18 protein-coding genes are annotated in these 18,534 nt (G+C 64.4%); 9 read left to right on the plus strand and 9 right to left on the minus strand.

The window, feature by feature from the left end; genetic code table 11:
- Positions 1-319 precede the first annotated feature (319 nt).
- The 7 genes from gmk to fabD all read right to left on the minus strand — a co-directional run bounded on the left by gmk (position 320) and on the right by fabD (position 7,294).
- Positions 320-994: a guanylate kinase gene (gene gmk, locus FJ423_RS13410; RefSeq protein WP_095767013.1), complete on the minus strand. Its 675-nt coding sequence runs from the start codon at positions 992-994 to the stop codon at positions 320-322.
- Between the two features lie 4 nt (positions 995-998).
- On the minus strand, positions 999-1,889 hold the full coding sequence (locus FJ423_RS13415; RefSeq protein WP_140842361.1) for a YicC/YloC family endoribonuclease: 891 nt from the start codon (positions 1,887-1,889) through the stop codon (positions 999-1,001).
- 247 nt (positions 1,890-2,136) lie between these two features.
- Positions 2,137-3,327, minus strand: a complete 1,191-nt coding sequence (mltG, locus tag FJ423_RS13425; protein WP_224709854.1) for an endolytic transglycosylase MltG — start codon at positions 3,325-3,327, stop codon at positions 2,137-2,139.
- Positions 3,328-3,568: 241 nt separating this feature from the next.
- Positions 3,569-4,831, minus strand: a complete 1,263-nt coding sequence (gene fabF / locus FJ423_RS13430; RefSeq protein WP_095767010.1) for a beta-ketoacyl-ACP synthase II — start codon at positions 4,829-4,831, stop codon at positions 3,569-3,571.
- 34 nt (positions 4,832-4,865) lie between these two features.
- Positions 4,866-5,102 (minus strand): acyl carrier protein, encoded by a 237-nt coding sequence (locus FJ423_RS13435; protein ID WP_006203723.1) that lies wholly within the window; start codon positions 5,100-5,102, stop codon positions 4,866-4,868.
- A 198-nt stretch (positions 5,103-5,300) separates the two neighbouring features.
- Complete coding sequence (gene fabG / locus FJ423_RS13440) at positions 5,301-6,038, minus strand: 3-oxoacyl-[acyl-carrier-protein] reductase (RefSeq protein WP_140783695.1); 738 nt, start codon at positions 6,036-6,038, stop codon at positions 5,301-5,303.
- Between the two features lie 302 nt (positions 6,039-6,340).
- Positions 6,341-7,294 (minus strand): ACP S-malonyltransferase, encoded by a 954-nt coding sequence (gene fabD / locus FJ423_RS13450; protein ID WP_140842368.1) that lies wholly within the window; start codon positions 7,292-7,294, stop codon positions 6,341-6,343.
- Positions 7,295-7,571: 277 nt separating this feature from the next.
- On the opposite strand from fabD, the gene FJ423_RS13455 reads away from it, so the two are divergent.
- Positions 7,572-9,497, plus strand: a complete 1,926-nt coding sequence (locus tag FJ423_RS13455; RefSeq protein ID WP_181174790.1) for an LTA synthase family protein — start codon at positions 7,572-7,574, stop codon at positions 9,495-9,497.
- Between the two features lie 205 nt (positions 9,498-9,702).
- Here the strand turns inward: FJ423_RS13455 and FJ423_RS13460 are convergent, their stop codons facing one another.
- Both FJ423_RS13460 and FJ423_RS13465 read right to left on the minus strand, forming a co-directional pair.
- Positions 9,703-10,965: an NAD(P)/FAD-dependent oxidoreductase gene (locus tag FJ423_RS13460; protein ID WP_246680162.1), complete on the minus strand. Its 1,263-nt coding sequence runs from the start codon at positions 10,963-10,965 to the stop codon at positions 9,703-9,705.
- Positions 10,872-11,576: a class I SAM-dependent methyltransferase gene (locus tag FJ423_RS13465; protein WP_095767186.1), complete on the minus strand. Its 705-nt coding sequence runs from the start codon at positions 11,574-11,576 to the stop codon at positions 10,872-10,874. The genes FJ423_RS13460 and FJ423_RS13465 overlap by 94 nt, the downstream gene beginning before the upstream one ends.
- Before the next feature lie 335 nt (positions 11,577-11,911).
- Here FJ423_RS13465 and FJ423_RS13470 point away from each other — a divergent pair, with 335 nt between their 5' ends.
- The 8 genes from FJ423_RS13470 (at position 11,912) to rplI (ending at position 18,518) form a co-directional block, all read left to right on the plus strand.
- Entirely contained in the window at positions 11,912-12,928 is a 1,017-nt protein-coding gene (locus tag FJ423_RS13470; RefSeq protein ID WP_348642893.1) for a type III polyketide synthase, read from the plus strand.
- Positions 12,928-14,145, plus strand: a complete 1,218-nt coding sequence (locus FJ423_RS13475) for a sulfotransferase (RefSeq protein WP_140842372.1) — start codon at positions 12,928-12,930, stop codon at positions 14,143-14,145. The genes FJ423_RS13470 and FJ423_RS13475 overlap by 1 nt, the downstream gene beginning before the upstream one ends.
- A gap of 48 nt (positions 14,146-14,193) precedes the next feature.
- Positions 14,194-14,769: an ABC transporter substrate-binding protein gene (locus tag FJ423_RS13480; RefSeq protein ID WP_181174792.1), complete on the plus strand. Its 576-nt coding sequence runs from the start codon at positions 14,194-14,196 to the stop codon at positions 14,767-14,769.
- Between the two features lie 16 nt (positions 14,770-14,785).
- The gene (locus FJ423_RS13485; RefSeq protein ID WP_140842376.1) at positions 14,786-15,499 is read left to right on the plus strand and encodes an ABC transporter ATP-binding protein; all 714 of its coding nucleotides are present in this window, start codon (positions 14,786-14,788) and stop codon (positions 15,497-15,499) included.
- A 3-nt stretch (positions 15,500-15,502) separates the two neighbouring features.
- The gene (locus FJ423_RS13490; protein ID WP_140842378.1) at positions 15,503-16,624 is read left to right on the plus strand and encodes an ABC transporter permease; all 1,122 of its coding nucleotides are present in this window, start codon (positions 15,503-15,505) and stop codon (positions 16,622-16,624) included.
- A 359-nt stretch (positions 16,625-16,983) separates the two neighbouring features.
- A complete protein-coding gene (gene rpsF, locus FJ423_RS13495; RefSeq protein WP_095767001.1) occupies positions 16,984-17,469 on the plus strand; it encodes a 30S ribosomal protein S6 in 486 nt (161 codons plus the stop codon).
- Positions 17,469-17,717: a 30S ribosomal protein S18 gene (gene rpsR / locus FJ423_RS13500; protein ID WP_006203718.1), complete on the plus strand. Its 249-nt coding sequence runs from the start codon at positions 17,469-17,471 to the stop codon at positions 17,715-17,717. The genes rpsF and rpsR overlap by 1 nt, the downstream gene beginning before the upstream one ends.
- A 216-nt stretch (positions 17,718-17,933) precedes the next feature.
- Positions 17,934-18,518 (plus strand): 50S ribosomal protein L9, encoded by a 585-nt coding sequence (gene rplI, locus FJ423_RS13505; protein ID WP_140842380.1) that lies wholly within the window; start codon positions 17,934-17,936, stop codon positions 18,516-18,518.
- The last annotated feature ends 16 nt before the right edge of the window (positions 18,519-18,534 follow it).

Below are 18,534 nucleotides of genomic sequence, written 5' to 3' on the forward strand. Positions count from 1 at the left end.
GCCTTAAACTGTCTTCACGCATGGGTGCCATCTTGAGGGAAAGCGACACCAAACGATTGAGCGGTGACGAACGTAGAGCGTTGATCGGGGAGCAAGCTCAGCACAGCAAAGCATGCGACGTGTGGTTTCGTGCCAAGGTACAAGAAGCGCTCGACGACAGTCGCCCTGGCCAAAGCACATTTTACCGAGAGACGGGCGGTAGCGGGTCGCGAGTGATGATCGTCTAGTTCGCCTTTACGCTTCGCGGGCCGCAGGCCGGCGCTGCCCCTCATCCGACCCTTCGGGCCACCTTCCCCCCGTAAGCGGCGAGAAGGAAAGATCACCCCGTCTTCTCGTCCAGCAATCCCGAAATGAAGTCGAACAGGCCAGGCCGCCTGTCTCGGCGAAGCCGCTCCGCCGTGACGATGGCGCGGACCTCGGCGAAGGCGCGGTCGAGATCGTCGTTGACGATGACGAAATCGTATTCCTTCCAATGCTCGATCTCGAGGCGGGCGTTCTTCAGCCTGGTCTCGATGACCGATTCCTGGTCCTCGGCGCGGCGCTTCAGGCGCGCCTTCAATTCCTTCATCGACGGCGGCAGGATGAAGATCGAGACGATGTCGGCGCGCATCTTCTCCTTGAGCTGCTGGGCGCCCTGCCAGTCGATATCGAACAGCATGTCGCGGCCTTCGGCCAGCGCGATTTCCGCCGGCTCGCGCGGCGTCGCATAGCAATTGCCATGCACTTCGGCCCATTCGAGCAGCGCATCGGAATCGCGCAGCCGCTCGAACTCGCGCATGGTGCGGAAGTGATAGTGGACGCCCTCGATCTCCGAACCGCGGCGCGGCCTTGTCGTGACGGAGACCGAAAGCTCGAGACTTCCATCGCTTTCGAGAAGATTGCGCGCGATCGTCGACTTGCCGGCGCCCGACGGCGACGACAGCACCAGCATCAATCCGCGGCGGCGGATGCGGGACCCCAGATCCCTGGCGGCCGTCGGCTCCTTGGCAACCATCCCGTCACTCCAGATTCTGGACCTGCTCGCGAAACTGGTCGACCACCGCCTTGAGCTCCAGCCCGATCGCGGTAACCGCGGCGGCATTCGACTTGGAGCATAAGGTATTCGATTCGCGATTGAATTCCTGCGCCAGAAAATCGAGCTTGCGGCCAACGGCGGCGCCGCTTTTGAGCAGCGCGCGCGCCGAAGCGACATGCGTCTTCAGCCTGTCGATCTCTTCGCGGATGTCGGCCTTGCTGGCGAGGAAGGCCGCTTCTTGATGCAGCCGGATGGCGTCGAGATTGGCCGAAGCATCCGTCAAGAGGCGCACCTGCTCGGCGATACGCTCGCGGATTGCCGCGGGCTCGCGCGACGGGTCGGCCTCGGCCTTCAGCGTCAGCGCCTCGATGATGTCGACATGGCCGGCAAGAAGCGCGCCCAGCGCCGCGCCCTCGCTGCGGCGCGCCTGCTCCAGCCCGGCGAGCGCCATCTCGAGCGCAGACAGGATCGCGGCGTCGAGAGCGGCCCGCTCCTCCTCCGTCTCCACGGCTTCGGGAATGTCGAGCACACCGCGCAGGGAGAGCAGGCCGTCGGCGGTGGCGGGCTCGGTGCCGAACTGCTCCTGCAAACGCCTGGCCAGCCCTGCCAGGTCCTTGAGGAACGCCTCGTTGACCACCGGCTGGATTTGCCTTGCGGCGGCGCGGCCGACGGTCAACGTCGCCTGGAAATTGCCGCGCGCGAAACGCTTCTGAACGGTCTGCCGGACGGCCGTCTCCAGCCGGTCGAAACCCTGCGGCAATCTCAGCCTCACCTCGGCGCTCTTGCCGTTCACCGATTTCACCTCCCAGGCTATCGAGGTGCCCTCGCTGTCAGCGGCGCACCGCGCAAAACCGGTCATGCTTTGCAGGCTCATTGCCCTGTCGTCCCCCTGTCGCAGCCAAGGCATGCGTTGCCCAGCGCTGCGCGCCCAAAAATCGCCGGATGATCGGCCGGCGTCCCCTCAAAACATGAATATGGCCTCGCGTCAAAGGACGCGTTCTTCTGCGTGGTGCATGTCGTTTCCCAAAACCGCTGGCGCACTTTTGGGCGACATGCAGTGAGTTTCGATGCATGTCGTTTTCCCAAAACCGCTGTGCGCTTTTGGGCGACATGCATTGCGCCTATTGCGCGTCGTCACCGCCGGCGTCGCCATTCTCGCCATTGGCCCCGGCGTCGCTGCTGTCGGCGTTGCCATCGGGGGCTGCCGGCGCCGTCGTCTGGCCCGAGGCCTTGGCGGCGGCATCAGCCTGCTTCTTCTGCAGCGCCCGGTAACGGGCGACGTTCTGGTTGTGCTCTTCCAGCGTTGCCGCGAAGACATGGCCGCCATTGCCGTCGGCGACGAAATAGAGGTCGTCGGTCTTGGACGGATTGGCGACCGCTTCAAGCGCCGCTCGGCCCGGATTGGCGATCGGCGTCGGCGGCAGGCCCTTGATCATGTAGGTGTTGTAGGGCGTCTGCTTGTCGAGGTCGGACTGGTAGATCGGCCGGTCCGCCGGCTTTCCCTTGCCGCCGAACAGGCCGTAGATGATGGTCGGGTCGGATTGCAGCCGCATGCCCTTGGCCAGGCGGTTGAGGAACACCGCGGCGACGCGGGAGCGCTCGTCGCTCCTGCCCGTTTCCTTCTCGACGATCGAGGCGAGCGTGACGAAGTCGTCGATGTTGGCGATCGGCAGGTCGGCCGCGCGATGCGACCAGACATCCTCGACCAGCTTCTTCTGGTCGGCAACCAGCTTGTCGACCATTTGCTGCCTGGTGGCGCCGCGGGTGAAGCGCAGCGTGTCGGTGGCGATGGTACCTTCCGGCGGCAAGGTCGGCGGCATGTCGCCGGTGAGCGCCTCCTGATCGGCGACGCGCTGCAGCGCCTGCTCGACCGTCAGCCCTTCAGGAATGGTAAGCGAGTACATCACCGACTTGCCGCTCTTGAAGAGCTCCATGATGTCGCGCATCGAGGCGCGCGGCTTGATGGCATATTCGCCGGCCTTGAGCGCCGACTCATTGCCCGTGGCGCGCACGCCGAGCCGGAAGATGCGGGCATCGCTGATCAGGCTGCGGCGTTCCAGCTGGTCGGCGATCTCCTGCACGCCGGTGTTCGGCTTGATCATGAAGGTGTCGCCATTGGTGGACGGGCCGGGCTCGACGAAAGCCTGCATGCCGAAATAGAGCGCGGCACCCGAGGCGATGACCGCAAGGATAACCATGGAGAGGAAGAAGTTCAGGAACACGACGAACTGGCTGCGCGAAGCGCGCGAGCGCTTCGACGGCGGCGGCGTGCCGGCTTCCGGGCGCAACGCCTCGGCCGCAGTCTTCGGCATGATCGGCACCTTTGTGCCCTGCCGTGCGAAATCCCCGTCGCCGCCCGGATTTGTGCTCCCAGGATTTGTGCTCATGGCGCCCTACCGTCTGATCTTGCAACGAATCCCCTAGCTACAAACTAGGGGAGAATTTGGCAAAAATGACGGCAGGTGGCGGGACTGCCGGCTGGTTGTCTTTTTCTGAGCAATCCCGGGGCGGAAAGCGCTGAGCACTCTTTCCGGGATTGCTCCCGTTGGCCTTTCAGCCATTGTAGCGCTGGAACACGAGCGAGGCGTTGGTGCCGCCGAAGCCGAAGGAATTCGACAGCGCGACATCGATCTGACGCTGGCGCGGCTTGTTCGGCACGAGATCGATCGCCGTCTCGCGTTCCGGATTGTCGAGATTGATGGTTGCCGGCGCGACGTTGTCGCGGATGGCGAGGATCGAGAAAATCGCTTCCGCGGCACCCGCGGCGCCCAGCAGATGGCCGATCGACGACTTGGTCGACGACATCGAGATCTTCGAGGCGGCATTGCCGACCAGCCGCTCGACGGCGCCGAGCTCGATCGTATCGGCCATGGTCGAGGTGCCGTGCGCGTTGATGTAGTCGACGTCGGCCGGCGAGAGTTTCGCCCGGTTCAGCGCCGCCATCATGCAGCGGAAGGCGCCATCGCCATCTTCGGCCGGCGCGGTGATATGGTGGGCATCGCCGGTCAGGCCATAGCCGGTGACCTCGGCATAAATCTTGGCACCGCGGGCCTTGGCGTGCTCCAGCTCTTCCAGGACGACGACGCCCGCGCCCTCGCCCATGACGAAGCCGTCGCGGTCGCGATCATAAGGACGCGACGCTGTTTCGGGGCTGTCATTGCGCTCGGTGGACAGCGCCCGGCAGGCCGCGAAGCCGGCAATCGACAGCCGGGTCACCGGCGCCTCGGCGCCGCCGGCCAGCATCACATCGGCATCGCCCCACATGATCAGCCGGGCGGCGTCGCCAATGGCGTGCGCGCCGGTCGAGCATGCAGTGACCACCGCATGGTTCGGGCCCTTCAGGCCGTGGCGGATGGAAACCTGGCCAGAAACCAGATTGATGATCTGTCCGGGGATGAAGAAGGGGCTGATGCGGCGCGGGCCGCGTTCCTTCAGGATCATCGCGTTCTCGGCGATGCCGTCGATGCCGCCGATGCCGGAGCCGATCAGAACGCCGGTGGCGCACTGGTCCTCATGTGTCTCAGGCTTCCAGCCGGAATCGGCCAGCGCCTCGTCGGCGGCCGCGATGCCGTAGAGGATGAACTCGCCGATCTTGCGCAGTTCCTTCGGCTCGAGCACAGCCTCCGGATTGAAGGTGCCGTTCGAGCCGTCGCCGCGCGGAATGATGTGGGCGATCTTGCAGGCAAGATCGTCCACCTCGAATTCGGTGACGCGCCGGCAGGCGCTGCGGCCGGAGAGCAATTCCCGCCAGCTATGCTCGACGCCCATGCCGAACGGCGAAAGCAGGCCAAGGCCCGTGACGACGACACGCCTCATCGCAGGTCCTCCCCGGTTATGCCTGCGAAAGAACTCAGGCCGAGGCCTTGTCGATATACTTGACGGCGTCGCCGACGGTGAGGATGGTCTCGGCCGCATCGTCCGGAATCTCGACGCCGAACTCTTCTTCGAACGCCATGACGAGTTCAACCGTGTCGAGGCTGTCCGCGCCCAGATCGTCGATGAAGCTCGCCTGCTCCGTCACCTTGTCGGCATCGACGCCGAGATGCTCGATGACGATCTTCTTGACGCGCTCTGCGGTGTCACTCATTTGGGGCAATCCTCGTCTTAGGTTGTCTATCTTCGTTAGCGGGCGGAATGCCGCTAATCAAGCTGAAAGATGGTCTTGCGGGCAACGCAACGCCACAGGACCGGTTTTTGCCCGAACCGCCGGGTTGCGGGCCGCATTACACGAAAAATGACGGGCGTCCAAGCCGAAATGGCTGTTTTCACAGGCGCCCGCCCCGCCTCAGATCATTGCCATGCCGCCGTTGACGTGAATGGTCTGGCCGGTGACATAGGCCGCCTCGTTGGAGGCGAGATAAGCGACGGCGGACGCCACTTCAACGCTGGTGCCCATGCGCCGGGTCGGGATCGCGGCCATGATCGTCTCTTTCTGCTTGTCGTTGAGCTTGTCGGTCATGGCCGATTCGATGAAGCCCGGGGCGACGCAGTTGACGGTGATGTTGCGGGTGGCGATCTCCTGCGCCAGCGACTTGGAAAAGCCGATCATGCCTGCCTTGGAGGCGCAGTAGTTGGTCTGGCCGGGATTGCCGGTGACGCCGACCACCGAGGTGATGTTGATGATGCGGCCATGGCGGCGGCGCATCATCGGATGGGTCAGTTCGCGGGTCAGCCGGAACACAGCGGTGAGGTTGACCTCGATCACCGAATCCCAGTCGGCGTCCGACATGCGCACGAACAGGCCGTCCTTGGTGATGCCGGCATTGTTGACCAGGATGTCGACGCCCTCGAGATCGGCCTCCGCTTTCTGGCCGAGCGCCTTGACCGCGTCGCGGTTCGTCAGGTCCGCCGGAAACAGTTTTACGCGGTCGCCCAATTCGCCCGCCAAGGCTTCCAGCTTCTCCACACGGGTGCCGTGCAGGCCGACGATCGCGCCCTGGCTGTGCAGCACCCTGGCGATCGCCTCGCCGATGCCTCCCGATGCGCCGGTGACGAGCGCCTTCCGGCCGGTCAGTTCGAACATATCTTCAACCTCATTTTTCCAGACGGCTGCAAGCAGTCGCGTTCCGTATACGTCATATCGTCCAAGTCACGCTAGACAAGCGTCGGACATTGGCGAAGGCCTCCTTCCCGTCGTCATCCACGGGCGGAGCGGGAGCGAAGCGGACGCGTAGACCCGAGGATCCATGCCGTGACATTGGCCGAAGGATGCAACGGAGCAGAATTCTGCACCGCGGCGGCACTTCCAAGTCACGGCATGGATTCTAGGGTCTGCGCTGCGTCGCTTCGCTCCTTGCTCCGCCCTAGAATGACGAAAACGGGGCCTCACCCCAAAGCCGCCAGCGCGGCCTCGACTTCCGCCGCCGTGCCCACGGCGCCGGTGGCGATGTCGCGGTTGATGCGGCGCGCCAGGCCCGACAGCACCTTGCCTGCGCCGACTTCATAGAGGCTCGCGACGCCGTTGGCGCCAAACCATTCCACCGTCTCTCGCCAACGTACGCGGGCGACCACCTGCTCGACCAGGCGGCGGACGATCTCATCGGGGTCGCTGGTCGGGGTTACGGTGACGTTCGAGACGATCGGAACCACCGGCGCGGATTTCGCGACACCGGCCAGCGCCTCGCGCATTATGTCGGCGGCAGGCGTCATCAGCGCCGAATGAAAGGGGGCGGAAACCTGCAGCATCAGCGCCCGCTTGGCGCCTTTTTCGGTGCACAGCTTCGCCGCCAGCTCGACCGCCGGCCTGGCGCCGGAGATCACCAGCTGGCCGCCGCCATTGTCGTTGGCGACCTGGCAGACGGAGCCGTTGCCGACCTCGCGAGCTGCCTCGGCGCAAGCGGCCTCGACGTCGGCCTGTTCCAGCCCGATGATCGCGGCCATGGCGCCCTCGCGGGCCGGCACCGCAGCCTGCATGGCGTTGCCGCGGGTGCGCAAGAGCCTGGCGGCGTCGCCCACCGAAACGAAGCCGGACGCGGCAAGCGCGGAATATTCCCCCAGCGAATGGCCGGCCACATAGGCCACCTTGTCCTTCAGCGAGAAGCCGCGCGCCTCGAGCGCCCGCATCGCCGCCAGCGACACCGCCATCAGCGCCGGCTGGGCGTTGGCGGTCAGTGTCAGCGTCTCTTCCGGCCCTTCCCAGATCAATTTCGACAGGCTTTCGCCGAGCGCGGCGTCCACTTCCTCGAAGACGCGGCGCGCTTCCGGGAATTGATCGGCGAGATCCTTGCCCATGCCGACGGCCTGGCTGCCCTGTCCCGGAAAGGTGAATGCGACGGCCATTGAAGTCACTCCAGAGGCTGATTTTTCCCTGCCTCTGGCGCAAGGCGGACGGCCAAGTCAAGCCCGCGGGCGCCTCTTCGGCCCTCATTTCAGCCGGAAAAGGTAGCCGACTCCCTGTTCCGAAAGGCTTTTTGGCGATCACACCTGATGAAAACCGCTCACGTTTGGTTTGCTGGCTCTTCTTATTTCCGCCACAGGCGCTAGCTTTGCGTGACACTTCGATGACAGAAGCGTGACGGGCGTGGAAGGCGTGTTGCGTGGGCCGGGGGAAAACAGAGTGGCAAGGATCAGAAAAGGCGCGGCCAAGCCCGTGCCGGGCTTTTTGGAAGACGATCCGTCCACCGGCTATCTGCCCGGACGAGCCTGGCCGACCGTACGTTACGGCCTGACTACAGTTCTGGCGGCGGCCCTGCTCGTCTTCGCGATCGAATGGATCGTGCGCGGCGATTTCTTCGGTACGGTCGATTTCTTCCTGCAGCCCTTCAAGCCGGGCTGGACCACCATCATCGTCTTCGCCCTGGTGCTGCTCGGGCTGGACGCCATACTCGGCCGAAGCCACCAGAGCCTGATGATCGTGGCGCCGCTGACGCTGGCGCTGGCCTTTGTCGGCCACCAGAAATCGCGTTACCTCGGCGACCCGCTCTATCCCACGGATTTCCTGTTCGCCCGCCAGATCATGGCGCTGATGCCGCTCCTGGTGCGCGAGCGCCCGTGGACGGCCGTCATGCTGGCGGTCGGCATCGTCGGCGGTCTGACGCTGCTCGTCTACGGCTGGCGGACCTGGCGCCGGCGAGTGCCCATCCTCAGCCGCAAGGGCCGCCTGGCGCGGCTGGTGCTTGCCGTGCCGCTGCTCGCCTTCTTCGTCTCGATCATGGACTACGCCACCTTCTCGTGGACGCGCGACCGGCTGCAGATCATCCCGATCATGTGGGACCAGAAGGAGAACTACGCCTCCAACGGCTTTGCGCTGGCCTTCGCGATGAACGTGCCGATGGCGCATGTCGCGGCGCCGCCCGGCTATTCCGAGAAGACGATGGCCGCGATCCAGCGCCCCGACGCCGCCGCTTCCATGCCGGACGAGAAGCCGGATATCGTGGTGGTGATGAGCGAATCCTTCTGGGATCCGACGCACCTGCCCGGCGTCACCATCAAGCCCGACCCTATCCCGACGGTCAGGGCGTTGCGCTCCGGCTCGATGTTCTCGCCCGAGTTCGGCGGCATGACCGCCAATATTGAGTTCGAGGCGCTGACCGGCTTTTCCAACGCCTTCCTGCCGGCCGGCTCGATCCCCTATCAGCAATATGTGCGCACCCCGACCCCGTCGCTGGCGACCTTCCTGAAGAGCCAGGGTTACCGGGCGCGCGCCATCCATCCCGGCACCAACTGGTTCTGGAACCGCGGCGCCGTCTATGCCGATTTCGGCTTCAACGACTTCCGCTCCGAAGAGACGCTGCCGCCGATGGAAAAGCGCGGGCCGCTGGCTTCCGACGCGGCGATGACCGACGAGATCATCCGCGAGGCCGACACCAGCGACGATCCGGTGTTCCTGTTCGCCGTCAGCCTGCAGAACCACGGTCCTTACGAGCCCTACCGCTACTACAACCCGACGCATTCGATCGACGCGCCGATCAGTTCCTGGGCGCGGGAATCGCTGCTTTCCTATGCCGAGGGGTCGGCCGACGCCGACCGCGGCCTGCAGCGCCTGATCGACTGGGCGAAGGCCCGCCAGCGGCCGACCATCATCGCCTTCTTCGGCGACCATCTGCCGCCGCTTGGGCCCGTCTATGTCGAGACCGGCTTCCTCAAGGACAATGTCGCGCCGCGCAAGGAGCCGGCGGTCGCCGCGCTCGAACACCACGATACGCCTTTGGTTATCTGGTCGAACCGCTCCGGTCCGGTCGAGAACATCGGCTCGGTGAGCCCGGCCTTCCTGCCCTATCATATCCTGACCACGGCAGGCATCAGCCACCCCTATTACACCGGCTTCCTCGGCGCGCTGCGCGAACACTACCGGGTGGTCGACCGCAACCTGCTCCTGTCGCCCGTGGGCGAAGCAACGCCGGATTGGGCGAGGCAGAAGCAGATCGATCCGAAGATCAACGATTTCCGGCTCATCCAATACGACATGATGTTCGGAAAGCGGCTCTCGGCGCCCGACTTCTTCCCCGAGACGGTGAACAGGCTGGTTGCGCATACAAGCTGAGCTGAGCGGCGGTCACAGCCGATCGCGGCTATCCCGGTCCGTGGCGGGAAACGATGCTCCGATGCCGTGCCTTGGAAAGATTTCGTCGCTGCGATTTAGAGCAATTCCAGGAAAAGTGTGAGCGGTTTTCCGTCCGGAATTGCATAAAAAACAAAGAGATAGGGCGTTTCGCCGTTTCCGTGACACGGGTGAAACGAACTAGACGTCAAAAGCCTGGAACGGGCTGGACCTTTCCACTCAGCCGAGCGCCAAGCGTCAAAGCGGCCGGAAAATTCTTGATCACGGCGCGCATGGCCGACGCGCCACCTGGCCCAAGCGCTATTTTGGCAATCAAGGCCGCGGCACGCAGACGGGTCGAGAATTGCCGACGCCATTCGCGTTCGTAGCGATGCCCAGCGGCGTCGCGGTCCTCGTGACCTTTGCCCGATGCGATCAGTTCTCGCGCAAGCAGCCAGCCCGATTGCAGCGCCATCGAAATCCCTTCGGCGATGACAGGATGCGACTCGCCCGCGATGTTGCCGACACGGAAGATGCCCTGATCGTAGCCGGCCCGGATGCCCGGATGAATCGGTCCCGCAGCCAGCCATGGGCCATCCAATTCGGCACCTGCCAGCGCAGTTCGCACGCCTCGGCACGAGGCCAGAACGTGGCGCGAGACCGCATCCGCCGCCGCAATATTCCCAAAGCGCCGGCGCAGCCCGGATAGAACATCGCGGCGGATACAGCAGGAGATTGAAACCCGGCCATTGTCCGCAGTTACCATCCCGCCATATCCGCCTGGGAATACCAGCAGCGGCATCAGATCGGGCGCCAGCGCGGCGCCGGTAAAATGCGCCTTGAAGCCGAAAAGGTCGGAGGGTTGGCTGGTTCTTTCAAGCTGGCTCGGAAGTTTCCCGGTTTCCCAGGATCCGTGCGCGGCAATGATGACGGGTGTGCTGAGCAGCTTCTGTTGCTGGTCGGATTCCACAGTCAGAAATTGCAAGTCATCGCGCCGGCGGATGGCGACTGCCTTGCAAGGCTGGAGGATCTCGACACCCGCACGTTCGGCAGCCTGCAGCAGGATGGTGTCCAGACGATCGCGGCCGAGCGCGCGGCCGAGACCCGTCTTGGCGCTCGGCATTCGCGCCTGCGCCGAGACATCGCCCGAAAAGAACCCGACGCGCCTTATCTCGGGGCCGGCTTCCGCGCGCCAGCTCTCGCCGACGCCCAGCTGATCGAGCAAGGCAAGGCTGGTGCCCGACATGAATTCGCCGCAGACCTTGCGGCGAGGAAATGCCACCTTCTCCACCATTGCCACCGACCAACCATGTTGGGCGAGTGCAATGGCGGTGGAACTTCCGGCAGGACCGGCACCGATGACAATTGCGTCGTGCATCATTTCGTGTCGAGCGTGCTCGCGCCAACAAAACCTTGCGTAAACAGGCCTCTGCGGCCCTCCATCACGGGCGTTCCACCTGACAGTTGCCACAATTGTGAAAGTTCCGTGCCGCGAAAACCGGCGCGCACACTTTGCGCTGCATCATTCAGCGTTACCGCGCAAGCGCCGATCAATCGCAGGAACCGCGTCGCCACAAGCGGCACCTTGGCTCTCAACGGCTCCGTGGCGACGAGCATCGGGGCCATCGTCATCATCCGAGAAAACAGCTCCTGCAGACGCATGTCGTCGAAGTGGTGGAGGATAAGGTTGGCGCAAACAAGGTCGAAGGGCCTGTCCTGGGTCCAATCGAACAGATCCGCAGTCACGGGCTGCGCCCGCCAGCCCAATTCAGCGAAAGAGCTGCGCAAGTCCTCGCCTATCAAGCCGATCCTGTCGACCATGACGATCTCGACGTCGGGCCAATGGCGCGCCATCAGCCGCGCCACCGCCAGCATGAACTTTCCGTCGCCGGCGCCTATTTCGAGGATGCGCAGCGGCGGCTTTTGCACGTTTTGCCGCATCAGCGATGCCATGATCCTGGCCTGGAACATCAATGCATTGATGCGAACGAGATCGCGACGGGATGCAATCGCACGGGGATCGTCAGCCGGGAGGCCGTCGAGGAGTTCTGGCTCCAGATGCCGGATGTCTATGTCGGTCATGCGATGGATCGGAAATCTAGGTTTCAGCCGGCAATCCGGCAAATAGAATTCGGGTCGTATCTTCATGGCCGCGCGCTGCTGGGCCGCGGAACCCGCACTTGAACCCAACCCGGATAGCGAAGTCGGTCCCCTTCATGCGAGATCGGAGGCTGATATCACAGTTTGCTAATGAGAAATATCGGCACCGCGCAATAAAATGCTCTATGCAGGCGTTTACCTTAGGAATGCTTCTCTAATTCGCAGACCTTATGAGCCCGATTGCGCTCATGCTCGGAGCTATTTTGTCCCCTCAAGCGTATCTGAACGGCATTGCCACGTGTGTCCCCGAACATGACGTGCATCGGTTCTTCCTCGGCTATGGAGCCTCGCTGCTTGAAAACGACGCGCAGCGCCTTGCGCTCTTCGAGCGAATGGTCGCTCTGGCCGGGATCGAACATCGCTATTCCTGCTTTGCGCCTGCCGACGATCCGCGCGGCGGGGCAATCGACCGCGACGGCACCTCGGTCAGAGGCTCGTTCGCCAGCACCGCAATGCGTATGCGGATGTACGAAGCCGCCGCACCGGAGCTCGCGCAAAGGGCCGTCGACAGACTTCTGGCCAACGACGACCGCTCGCTGATCACGCATTTGATCGTGACGAGCTGCACCGGCTTTTCGGCGCCCGGCATCGACCTCGAGCTGGTGCAGCGATGCGGCCTGTCGACGTCGGTCGAGCGCACCATCATCGGCTTCATGGGATGCTATGCCGCCATCAACGCCTTGAAGCTGTCGCGCCACATCGTGCGATCGGATCCGAAGGCCCGCGTGCTGGTCGTCAACATCGAATTGTGCACGCTGCATTTCAAGGAAGCCACGGAGCTCGAGAAGCTGATCTCGTTCTGTCTATGGGGCGACGGGTGCGCGGCCTCGCTGGTGACAGCCGAGCCGCACGGCATCCTGCTCGAAAGCTTCCACGCGATCGTGGCGGCGGAGCGCAAGGAGCTGATGAGCTGGAATATCCGCGACGACGGCTTTGACATGGTGCTGTCCGGGCAGGTTCCCGGTGCCGTCCGTGAGACGCTGCGCAACGAGCATCCGGCCATCCTCGGCGGCAGGCCCGCCAAGGAGATCGATTTGTGGGCGGTGCATCCCGGCGGCCGCTCGGTGCTCGACGCGGTCGAGCGGGCGCTCGAACTGAAGCCGGCCGCGCTCGCCGCATCGCGCGAAGTGCTCCGGCAATACGGCAACATGTCGTCGGCCACCGTAATGTTCGCGATGGCCGAAATGCTGAAGGAGCCGTCGGGCTTGCTCGGCTGCGGCATGGCGTTCGGGCCGGGATTGACCACCGAGACCATGATGTTCCGGACTGCCTGATGAAGTCGAATGCCATGCGGCACCGCGTCCGTGCTTTCGCAGCCCGTTGGCTGGTGCCCTACCTGCCGTATCCGCACTTCATGTGTGTGGCACCTCTTGACGCCGTGTTGCGGGTCCTATGGCGTGCGGAAGGCCGGCTGCCTCCCGTTTATTGGCCGCGCCTGATGCTCCTGTTCCTGATTTCGGGCATCAACACGATCGTCTCCCTGCCGGAGCGCGTGATCCTTGGGGCATGGCTGCGGCTGCGACCTCCCCGGATGGAACCGGATAACGCGCCTGTGTTCGTTCTTGGCTACTTCCGCTCCGGGACGACTTTTTTGCAGAACCTGCTGTCGGCGGACCCGGACCTGAGATCGCCGGGCTGGCCGCAGGTCCTGGCGCCTCAGACATTCGTCCTTGGCTGGGCCCTGCTGCGCTATCTTTTCGTGCCCTTGCTGCCTTTGACGCACCTCGACGCGGTCGTGCCGGTTGGCGCCAGGCTGCCGGCGGAGGACGACTTCGCATTGAACAATCTGGGTGGAATGTCGATCCTGGCGGGACGCGCCGTGCTTCCCCGCCGGCAAACCTTCTTCAATCGATATCAGGATCTCGACTCGCTTTCGGCGCAAGAGCTGAACCGCTGGCGCTCACATCAGCTCGCTTTCGTCCAGAAGCTCACGCTCGTTGCCGGAGGGCGGCGACTTCTGCTCAAGTCGCCGAGCCACACGGCGCGCGTCCGTCACCTTTTGGAGCTGTTCCCTGGCGCCAAGTTTGTCCACATCTCGCGTTCGCCGGAAGCGGTGTTCCGGTCCAACCTTGTTCTGACGCGCGAGTTGCAGCGTGCGTTCGCCCTGCAGCCGCCGCTGCCCGAGCACGAGCAGGAAGAGATCATCGCCTGCGAATATCTCGCGACGGAGATGCACTATCTGGCTGATAGAACCCGGATTCCAGCCGCCGACCTCGCCGAGGTGCGGCTGCAGGATCTCATTGCCGATCCGACGGGCGAGATGAAGCGGATCTACCGCGAACTGGGCCTGCCGTTCTCCCACGACTGCGAGGAGCGCATGCTGCAAGTCGCCGCGACGTTCGGCAAACAGCCGCGCAACCGCCATCCCGACCTGACGGAAGGGCAGAAAGCGCGCGTAGCCCGCCTCGAACCGCTCGCTTCCAATTTCGGGCATGTGCCTGCGCTGCCTCCCGGAACGGTCAATATTGACAGCCAACCGCGCATTGGATGACATGGCATCATGACGGCAGGCCTATTGTCATACGCAAGCTGGGCAGGTTTGGCCCGGCTGTTGCTCGTCCCTCTGTTGCTCAGCATCTGCGCCCCGCCGATCTCGGCGGTTGCCGACGAGCAAGGCGATGCGATCAAGCTGGTTGAGACCGTGCGCCAGGCGGCGCTCGTGCTCGGGCACGGCGGGGCCGCCGAGGCGCAGCTCCGCTCGATCTCAGCGGCCTTCGACGGAAAGGGAATTGCCCAAGCCGTGCTCGGGACGCGTTGGCGCAGCGCGAGCGCGGACGACCGCGCCGCGGTGGTCGATGCGCTTCTTTATGCCATCGCACACGGGCTGGCCGACAAGCTGGAACGGACGCAGGACAAGACTTTCACCGTGCTCGGCACAAAGGCTCTGGCCAATGGCGACATACTGGTGCGCAGCGAATTCCGCCGGCGGCTCCGCGGCCCAACGTCCGTGGACTGGCGTGTCCGCCGCTGCCGCGGGCAACTCTGTATCGGCGATGTCTTTGTCGACGGCGGGTCGGTGACCTTGCGGCAGCGGGACCGCATCGGCCAGATCCTCGCCGGCAATGGCGGCTCGATCCCTGCGCTTGTCGTCGATCTCAGGAAAGGCCGGGTATGACTCCTCGCCGGCGCCCATGTCCTCCCTCGTCGAATTGAGCAATGTCGGCCGCGATTTTGACGGCGGCCGCATCGTCGCCGTCGACGACGTGTCGCTCGCAATCGGGAATGACGAGACCGTCGCGATTGTCGGCCGCAGCGGCAGCGGCAAATCGACGATCCTGAACCTGGTCTGCGGGCTCGACCGGCCGACCCGCGGCGAAGTTCGGTTCGAAGGGCGGGCCGTCAATGGAAGCGCTGCGTGGGCAGCGGTCCGGGCCAGCAGGATCGGCATTGTCTTCCAGAATTTCTGCCTGCTCCCCTCTTTGTCGGCGCGCGAGAACATCGAGGTGGCCCTGCTGGGAAACCTCGGCGGAGCGCAGCAGCGTCGCGCTCGCGCGCTGGAACTTCTGGCGCATTTCGGTCTTGCCGATCGCGCTGCGCTGCGGCCCGCCGAGCTTTCCGGCGGCGAGCGCCAGCGCCTTGCAATTGCGCGGGCGCTAGCCAACCGTCCGAAGCTTCTTCTTGCCGACGAGCCGACAGGAAGCCTCGACGTGCAGACAAGCCAATCCGTCATGGACATCATCGGCAATGCGCATCGCGAGTTCGGGACCGCAGTAATCGTGGTGACCCATGACGAGGACGTGGCCGCATTGTGCGGACGGCGGGTCGAGATCTCGGATGGCCGCATCCGCTCGGACAGCCGGGCGGCGGCAATCTCAGCGCCCGCACCGGCATCGCGGATCGGCTAGCCCATGACGGAGCTGACCCTGCCCTTGCGCGGTCTCATCGCACGTCCGCTGCGCACTTTGCTCACGGTGCTCGGCATCGCCTTGGCGGTCGCCGGCTTCGTGGTGCTTACCGGCCTGACCGCCGGCGTCCAGCGCTCATTTGCGTCGGGAATCGATGAGAACGGCGCGGATCTGGTGGTTAGCCAGCGCAGCACTTTCAATTTGGTGAGCAGCACCGTGCCCAGAGCGCTCGGCCCGGCGCTTTCGGCGGTGCCGAATGTCGAGGCGGTGTCGGGCGTTCTCCTCAACATCACCACCGCCGACGAGGACGCCAATATCGTCATGGCCGGCTGGCCAAGCGGCAGCTTCCTGTGGAAAGACGTGCCGCTCGTGGCGGGGCGGCTCCCTGTGCCGGGGGACCAGTGGCCGGTGATCCTTGGCCAATCGATCGCCGGCGCATTGGACAAGCGGGTCGGCGATACCGTCGAGCTGCAGTTCCAGCCCTATCGGATCGTCGGCATCGCGTCGTTCTCGTCCATGCTGAACCAGAACAGCGCCATCGTTCCGCTCGAGGGGCTGCAGCAGCTCCTGTCGCGGGAGGACGCCTTTACCTTGTTCGAGGTAAGACTGAAGCGCCCGCTCGACGCCGACGGCATCGCCGCTGCCCGAACCCGGCTCGTTGCAGCCGCGCCGGGATTCGTGGTCGTCGACACCGAGCAGTTCGCCAACAGCATTCGCATCTTCGATCTGCTTCGGGCGATCGCCCGCACGATTTCGCTGGTCGTCATGGCGATGGCCTCGGTTGCGGTCGCCAACACGCTGCTGATGGCTGTGAACGAACGGACGTTCGAGATTGGTGTTCTGGCGGCGCTTGGCTGGGCGCCGCGGCGGATTCTTCGGCTCATCCTCATCGAAGGCGTCTTCATGAGCGCAGCCGGCGGCGTTATCGGCATCGTTCTCGGCGCCCTGACCATGGAAGCGGCGGCGAAGACAAGGGTCGCGGCGGGGCTGATCGTGCCCTATCTGTCAGGCTGGTCGATCGCCCAGGCGCTGATCTTCGTCTTCATCGCCGGTCCGCTCGGCGCACTCTACCCGGCTTGGCGCGCCACGCGCCTTCTCCCCGCTGAAGCGCTCCGCAGGATCTGACTTGCCGTGTCGGCCGGGCAGCGCTCCGGTGCCAGCAAAAGCATCGATCTGTCGTGTAAACGAAACGGCCGGTTCGCAGGTCCGCGGCATCGGCGACGCAGGCCGGGCCTTGCCTTCCTGGCGAATTGCTATATAGACCCGCGCAATCTGCCGGTCCTTGCTGGGGGCTGAACGGAGGGCCGTGGCCTTTTCGAAGGTCGCGACGCGAAGCCGGAAGGGCTTCCAGCCTCCCGTGTCTCCGCTCTCGACCGTCTCGTGATGCTCCTTTCTTCCCCGCTCTTTCGCGATCGGGTCAGACAAGTTGCAGAGGCTTAGCCGCGAGGGCCGGTGAGAGAAACGAAGAAAGGCACTTAAACATAATGGCTCTTTACGAACATGTGTTTCTTGCCCGGCAGGACCTGTCGCAGCAGCAGGTTGATGCGCTTGTCGAACAGTACAAGGGCGTCATCACGGCGAATGGCGGCTCGGTCGGCCGGATCGAGAACTGGGGACTGAAGTCCCTCACCTACCGGGTCAAGAAGAACCGGAAGGCTTACTACACGCTGATGGACATCACCTGCCCGCCGGCCGCGCTCAACGAAATGGAGCGCCAGATGGGCCTGTCGGAAGACGTCCTTCGCTTCCTCACCATCAAGGTGGAAGCGCATGAGGAAGGCGCCTCGGCGATGATGCAGAAGCGCGAAGAGCGCTCCGAGCGCGGCGGCTTCGGCGACCGCGACCGTGGCCCGCGTTCGTTCGGCGACCGCGACCGCGGTGACCGCGGCCCGCGTTCGTTCGGCGACCGTGACGGCGGCGACCGTGGCCCGCGCCGTCCGCGCGAAGGCGTTGAAGGAGGTGCAGAATAATGGTCGACATCAACCAGATCCCGACCCGGCGCCCCTTCCACCGCCGCCGCAAGACCTGCCCGTTCTCCGGCGCCAACGCGCCCAAGATCGACTACAAGGACGTGCGTCTCCTGCAGCGCTACATTTCCGAACGCGGCAAGATCGTGCCCTCGCGCATCACCGCCGTCAGCCAGAAGAAGCAGCGCGAGCTCGCCAAGGCGATCAAGCGCGCCCGCTTCCTCGGCCTGCTGCCCTATGTGGTTCGCTGAGGCCTGAAACTTCGATGCGGGCGCTTGGCGCCCGCATCCCCACCCACGGCGACTGCGCCGCGGTTCAAATCAAATCCCGAGTTGGGGCCGGATGGCCTCTAACTGCCAGGACAGGCAGGACAGCGACAAGAGCGGCGAGCGCCGCAAAGAGCTTCCTGAGCTGTTCCAGATCATTGCGCCAGCCTTCCGGCCGGCGCCAACCGAAGGAACGAAACCATGGAAGTCATTCTCCTCGAGCGCATTTCCCGCCTCGGCCAGATGGGCGAGACCGTCAAGGTCAAGGACGGGTTCGCCCGCAATTTCCTGCTGCCGCAGGGCAAGGCGCTGCGCGCCAACGAAGCCAACAAGAAGAAGTTCGAGGGCCAGCGCGCCCAGCTCGAAGCCCGCAATCTGGAGCGTAAGTCGGAGGCCATGCAGGTCGCTGAGAAGCTCGACGGCAAGAGCTTCATCGTGGTGCGCTCGGCCGGCGAAACCGGTCAGCTCTACGGCTCGGTGTCGACCCGCGACATCGCCGATCTGCTGATCGCCGAAGGCTTCACCGTCAACCGCAACCAGGTCGAGCTCAACCAGCCGATCAAGACCATCGGCCTCTCCAACGTGGCGATTGCGCTCCATCCGGAAGTCGAGGTCACCGTGACGCTCAACGTCGCCCGTTCGGCCGACGAGGCGGAGCGCCAGGCCAAGGGCGAGACGCTGACCACCGCCGAAGCCATTTATGGCGAGGACATCAACGACAACGCCCGGCCGGAGAATTTCTTCGACCCGAACGCCGAATTCGAAGGCGGCGAAGAAAACGCCTGATCTCTGGGCCTGATTT

Origin of the sequence: Mesorhizobium sp. B2-8-9 (genome assembly GCF_006439475.1) — a bacterium.
Taxonomy (GTDB): Bacteria; Pseudomonadota; Alphaproteobacteria; order Rhizobiales; family Rhizobiaceae; genus Mesorhizobium.

Excerpts from the sequence above, each read along its gene's own strand:
- gmk (WP_095767013.1), bottom strand. The coding sequence starts at position 994 with ATGGTTGCCAAGGAGCCGACGGCCGCCAGGGATCTGGGGTCCCGCATC.
- FJ423_RS13415 (WP_140842361.1), bottom strand. The coding sequence starts at position 1,889 with ATGAGCCTGCAAAGCATGACCGGTTTTGCGCGGTGCGCCGCTGACAGC.
- mltG (WP_224709854.1), bottom strand. The coding sequence starts at position 3,327 with ATGCCGAAGACTGCGGCCGAGGCGTTGCGCCCGGAAGCCGGCACGCCG.
- fabF (WP_095767010.1), bottom strand. The coding sequence starts at position 4,831 with ATGAGGCGTGTCGTCGTCACGGGCCTTGGCCTGCTTTCGCCGTTCGGC.
- FJ423_RS13435 (WP_006203723.1), bottom strand. The coding sequence starts at position 5,102 with ATGAGTGACACCGCAGAGCGCGTCAAGAAGATCGTCATCGAGCATCTC.
- fabG (WP_140783695.1), bottom strand. The coding sequence starts at position 6,038 with ATGTTCGAACTGACCGGCCGGAAGGCGCTCGTCACCGGCGCATCGGGA.
- fabD (WP_140842368.1), bottom strand. The coding sequence starts at position 7,294 with ATGGCCGTCGCATTCACCTTTCCGGGACAGGGCAGCCAGGCCGTCGGC.
- FJ423_RS13465 (WP_095767186.1), bottom strand. The coding sequence starts at position 11,576 with ATGACCGACATAGACATCCGGCATCTGGAGCCAGAACTCCTCGACGGC.
- FJ423_RS13475 (WP_140842372.1), top strand. The coding sequence starts at position 12,928 with ATGAAGTCGAATGCCATGCGGCACCGCGTCCGTGCTTTCGCAGCCCGT.
- FJ423_RS13485 (WP_140842376.1), top strand. The coding sequence starts at position 14,786 with ATGTCCTCCCTCGTCGAATTGAGCAATGTCGGCCGCGATTTTGACGGC.
- FJ423_RS13490 (WP_140842378.1), top strand. The coding sequence starts at position 15,503 with ATGACGGAGCTGACCCTGCCCTTGCGCGGTCTCATCGCACGTCCGCTG.
- rpsF (WP_095767001.1), top strand. The coding sequence starts at position 16,984 with ATGGCTCTTTACGAACATGTGTTTCTTGCCCGGCAGGACCTGTCGCAG.
- rpsR (WP_006203718.1), top strand. The coding sequence starts at position 17,469 with ATGGTCGACATCAACCAGATCCCGACCCGGCGCCCCTTCCACCGCCGC.
- rplI (WP_140842380.1), top strand. The coding sequence starts at position 17,934 with ATGGAAGTCATTCTCCTCGAGCGCATTTCCCGCCTCGGCCAGATGGGC.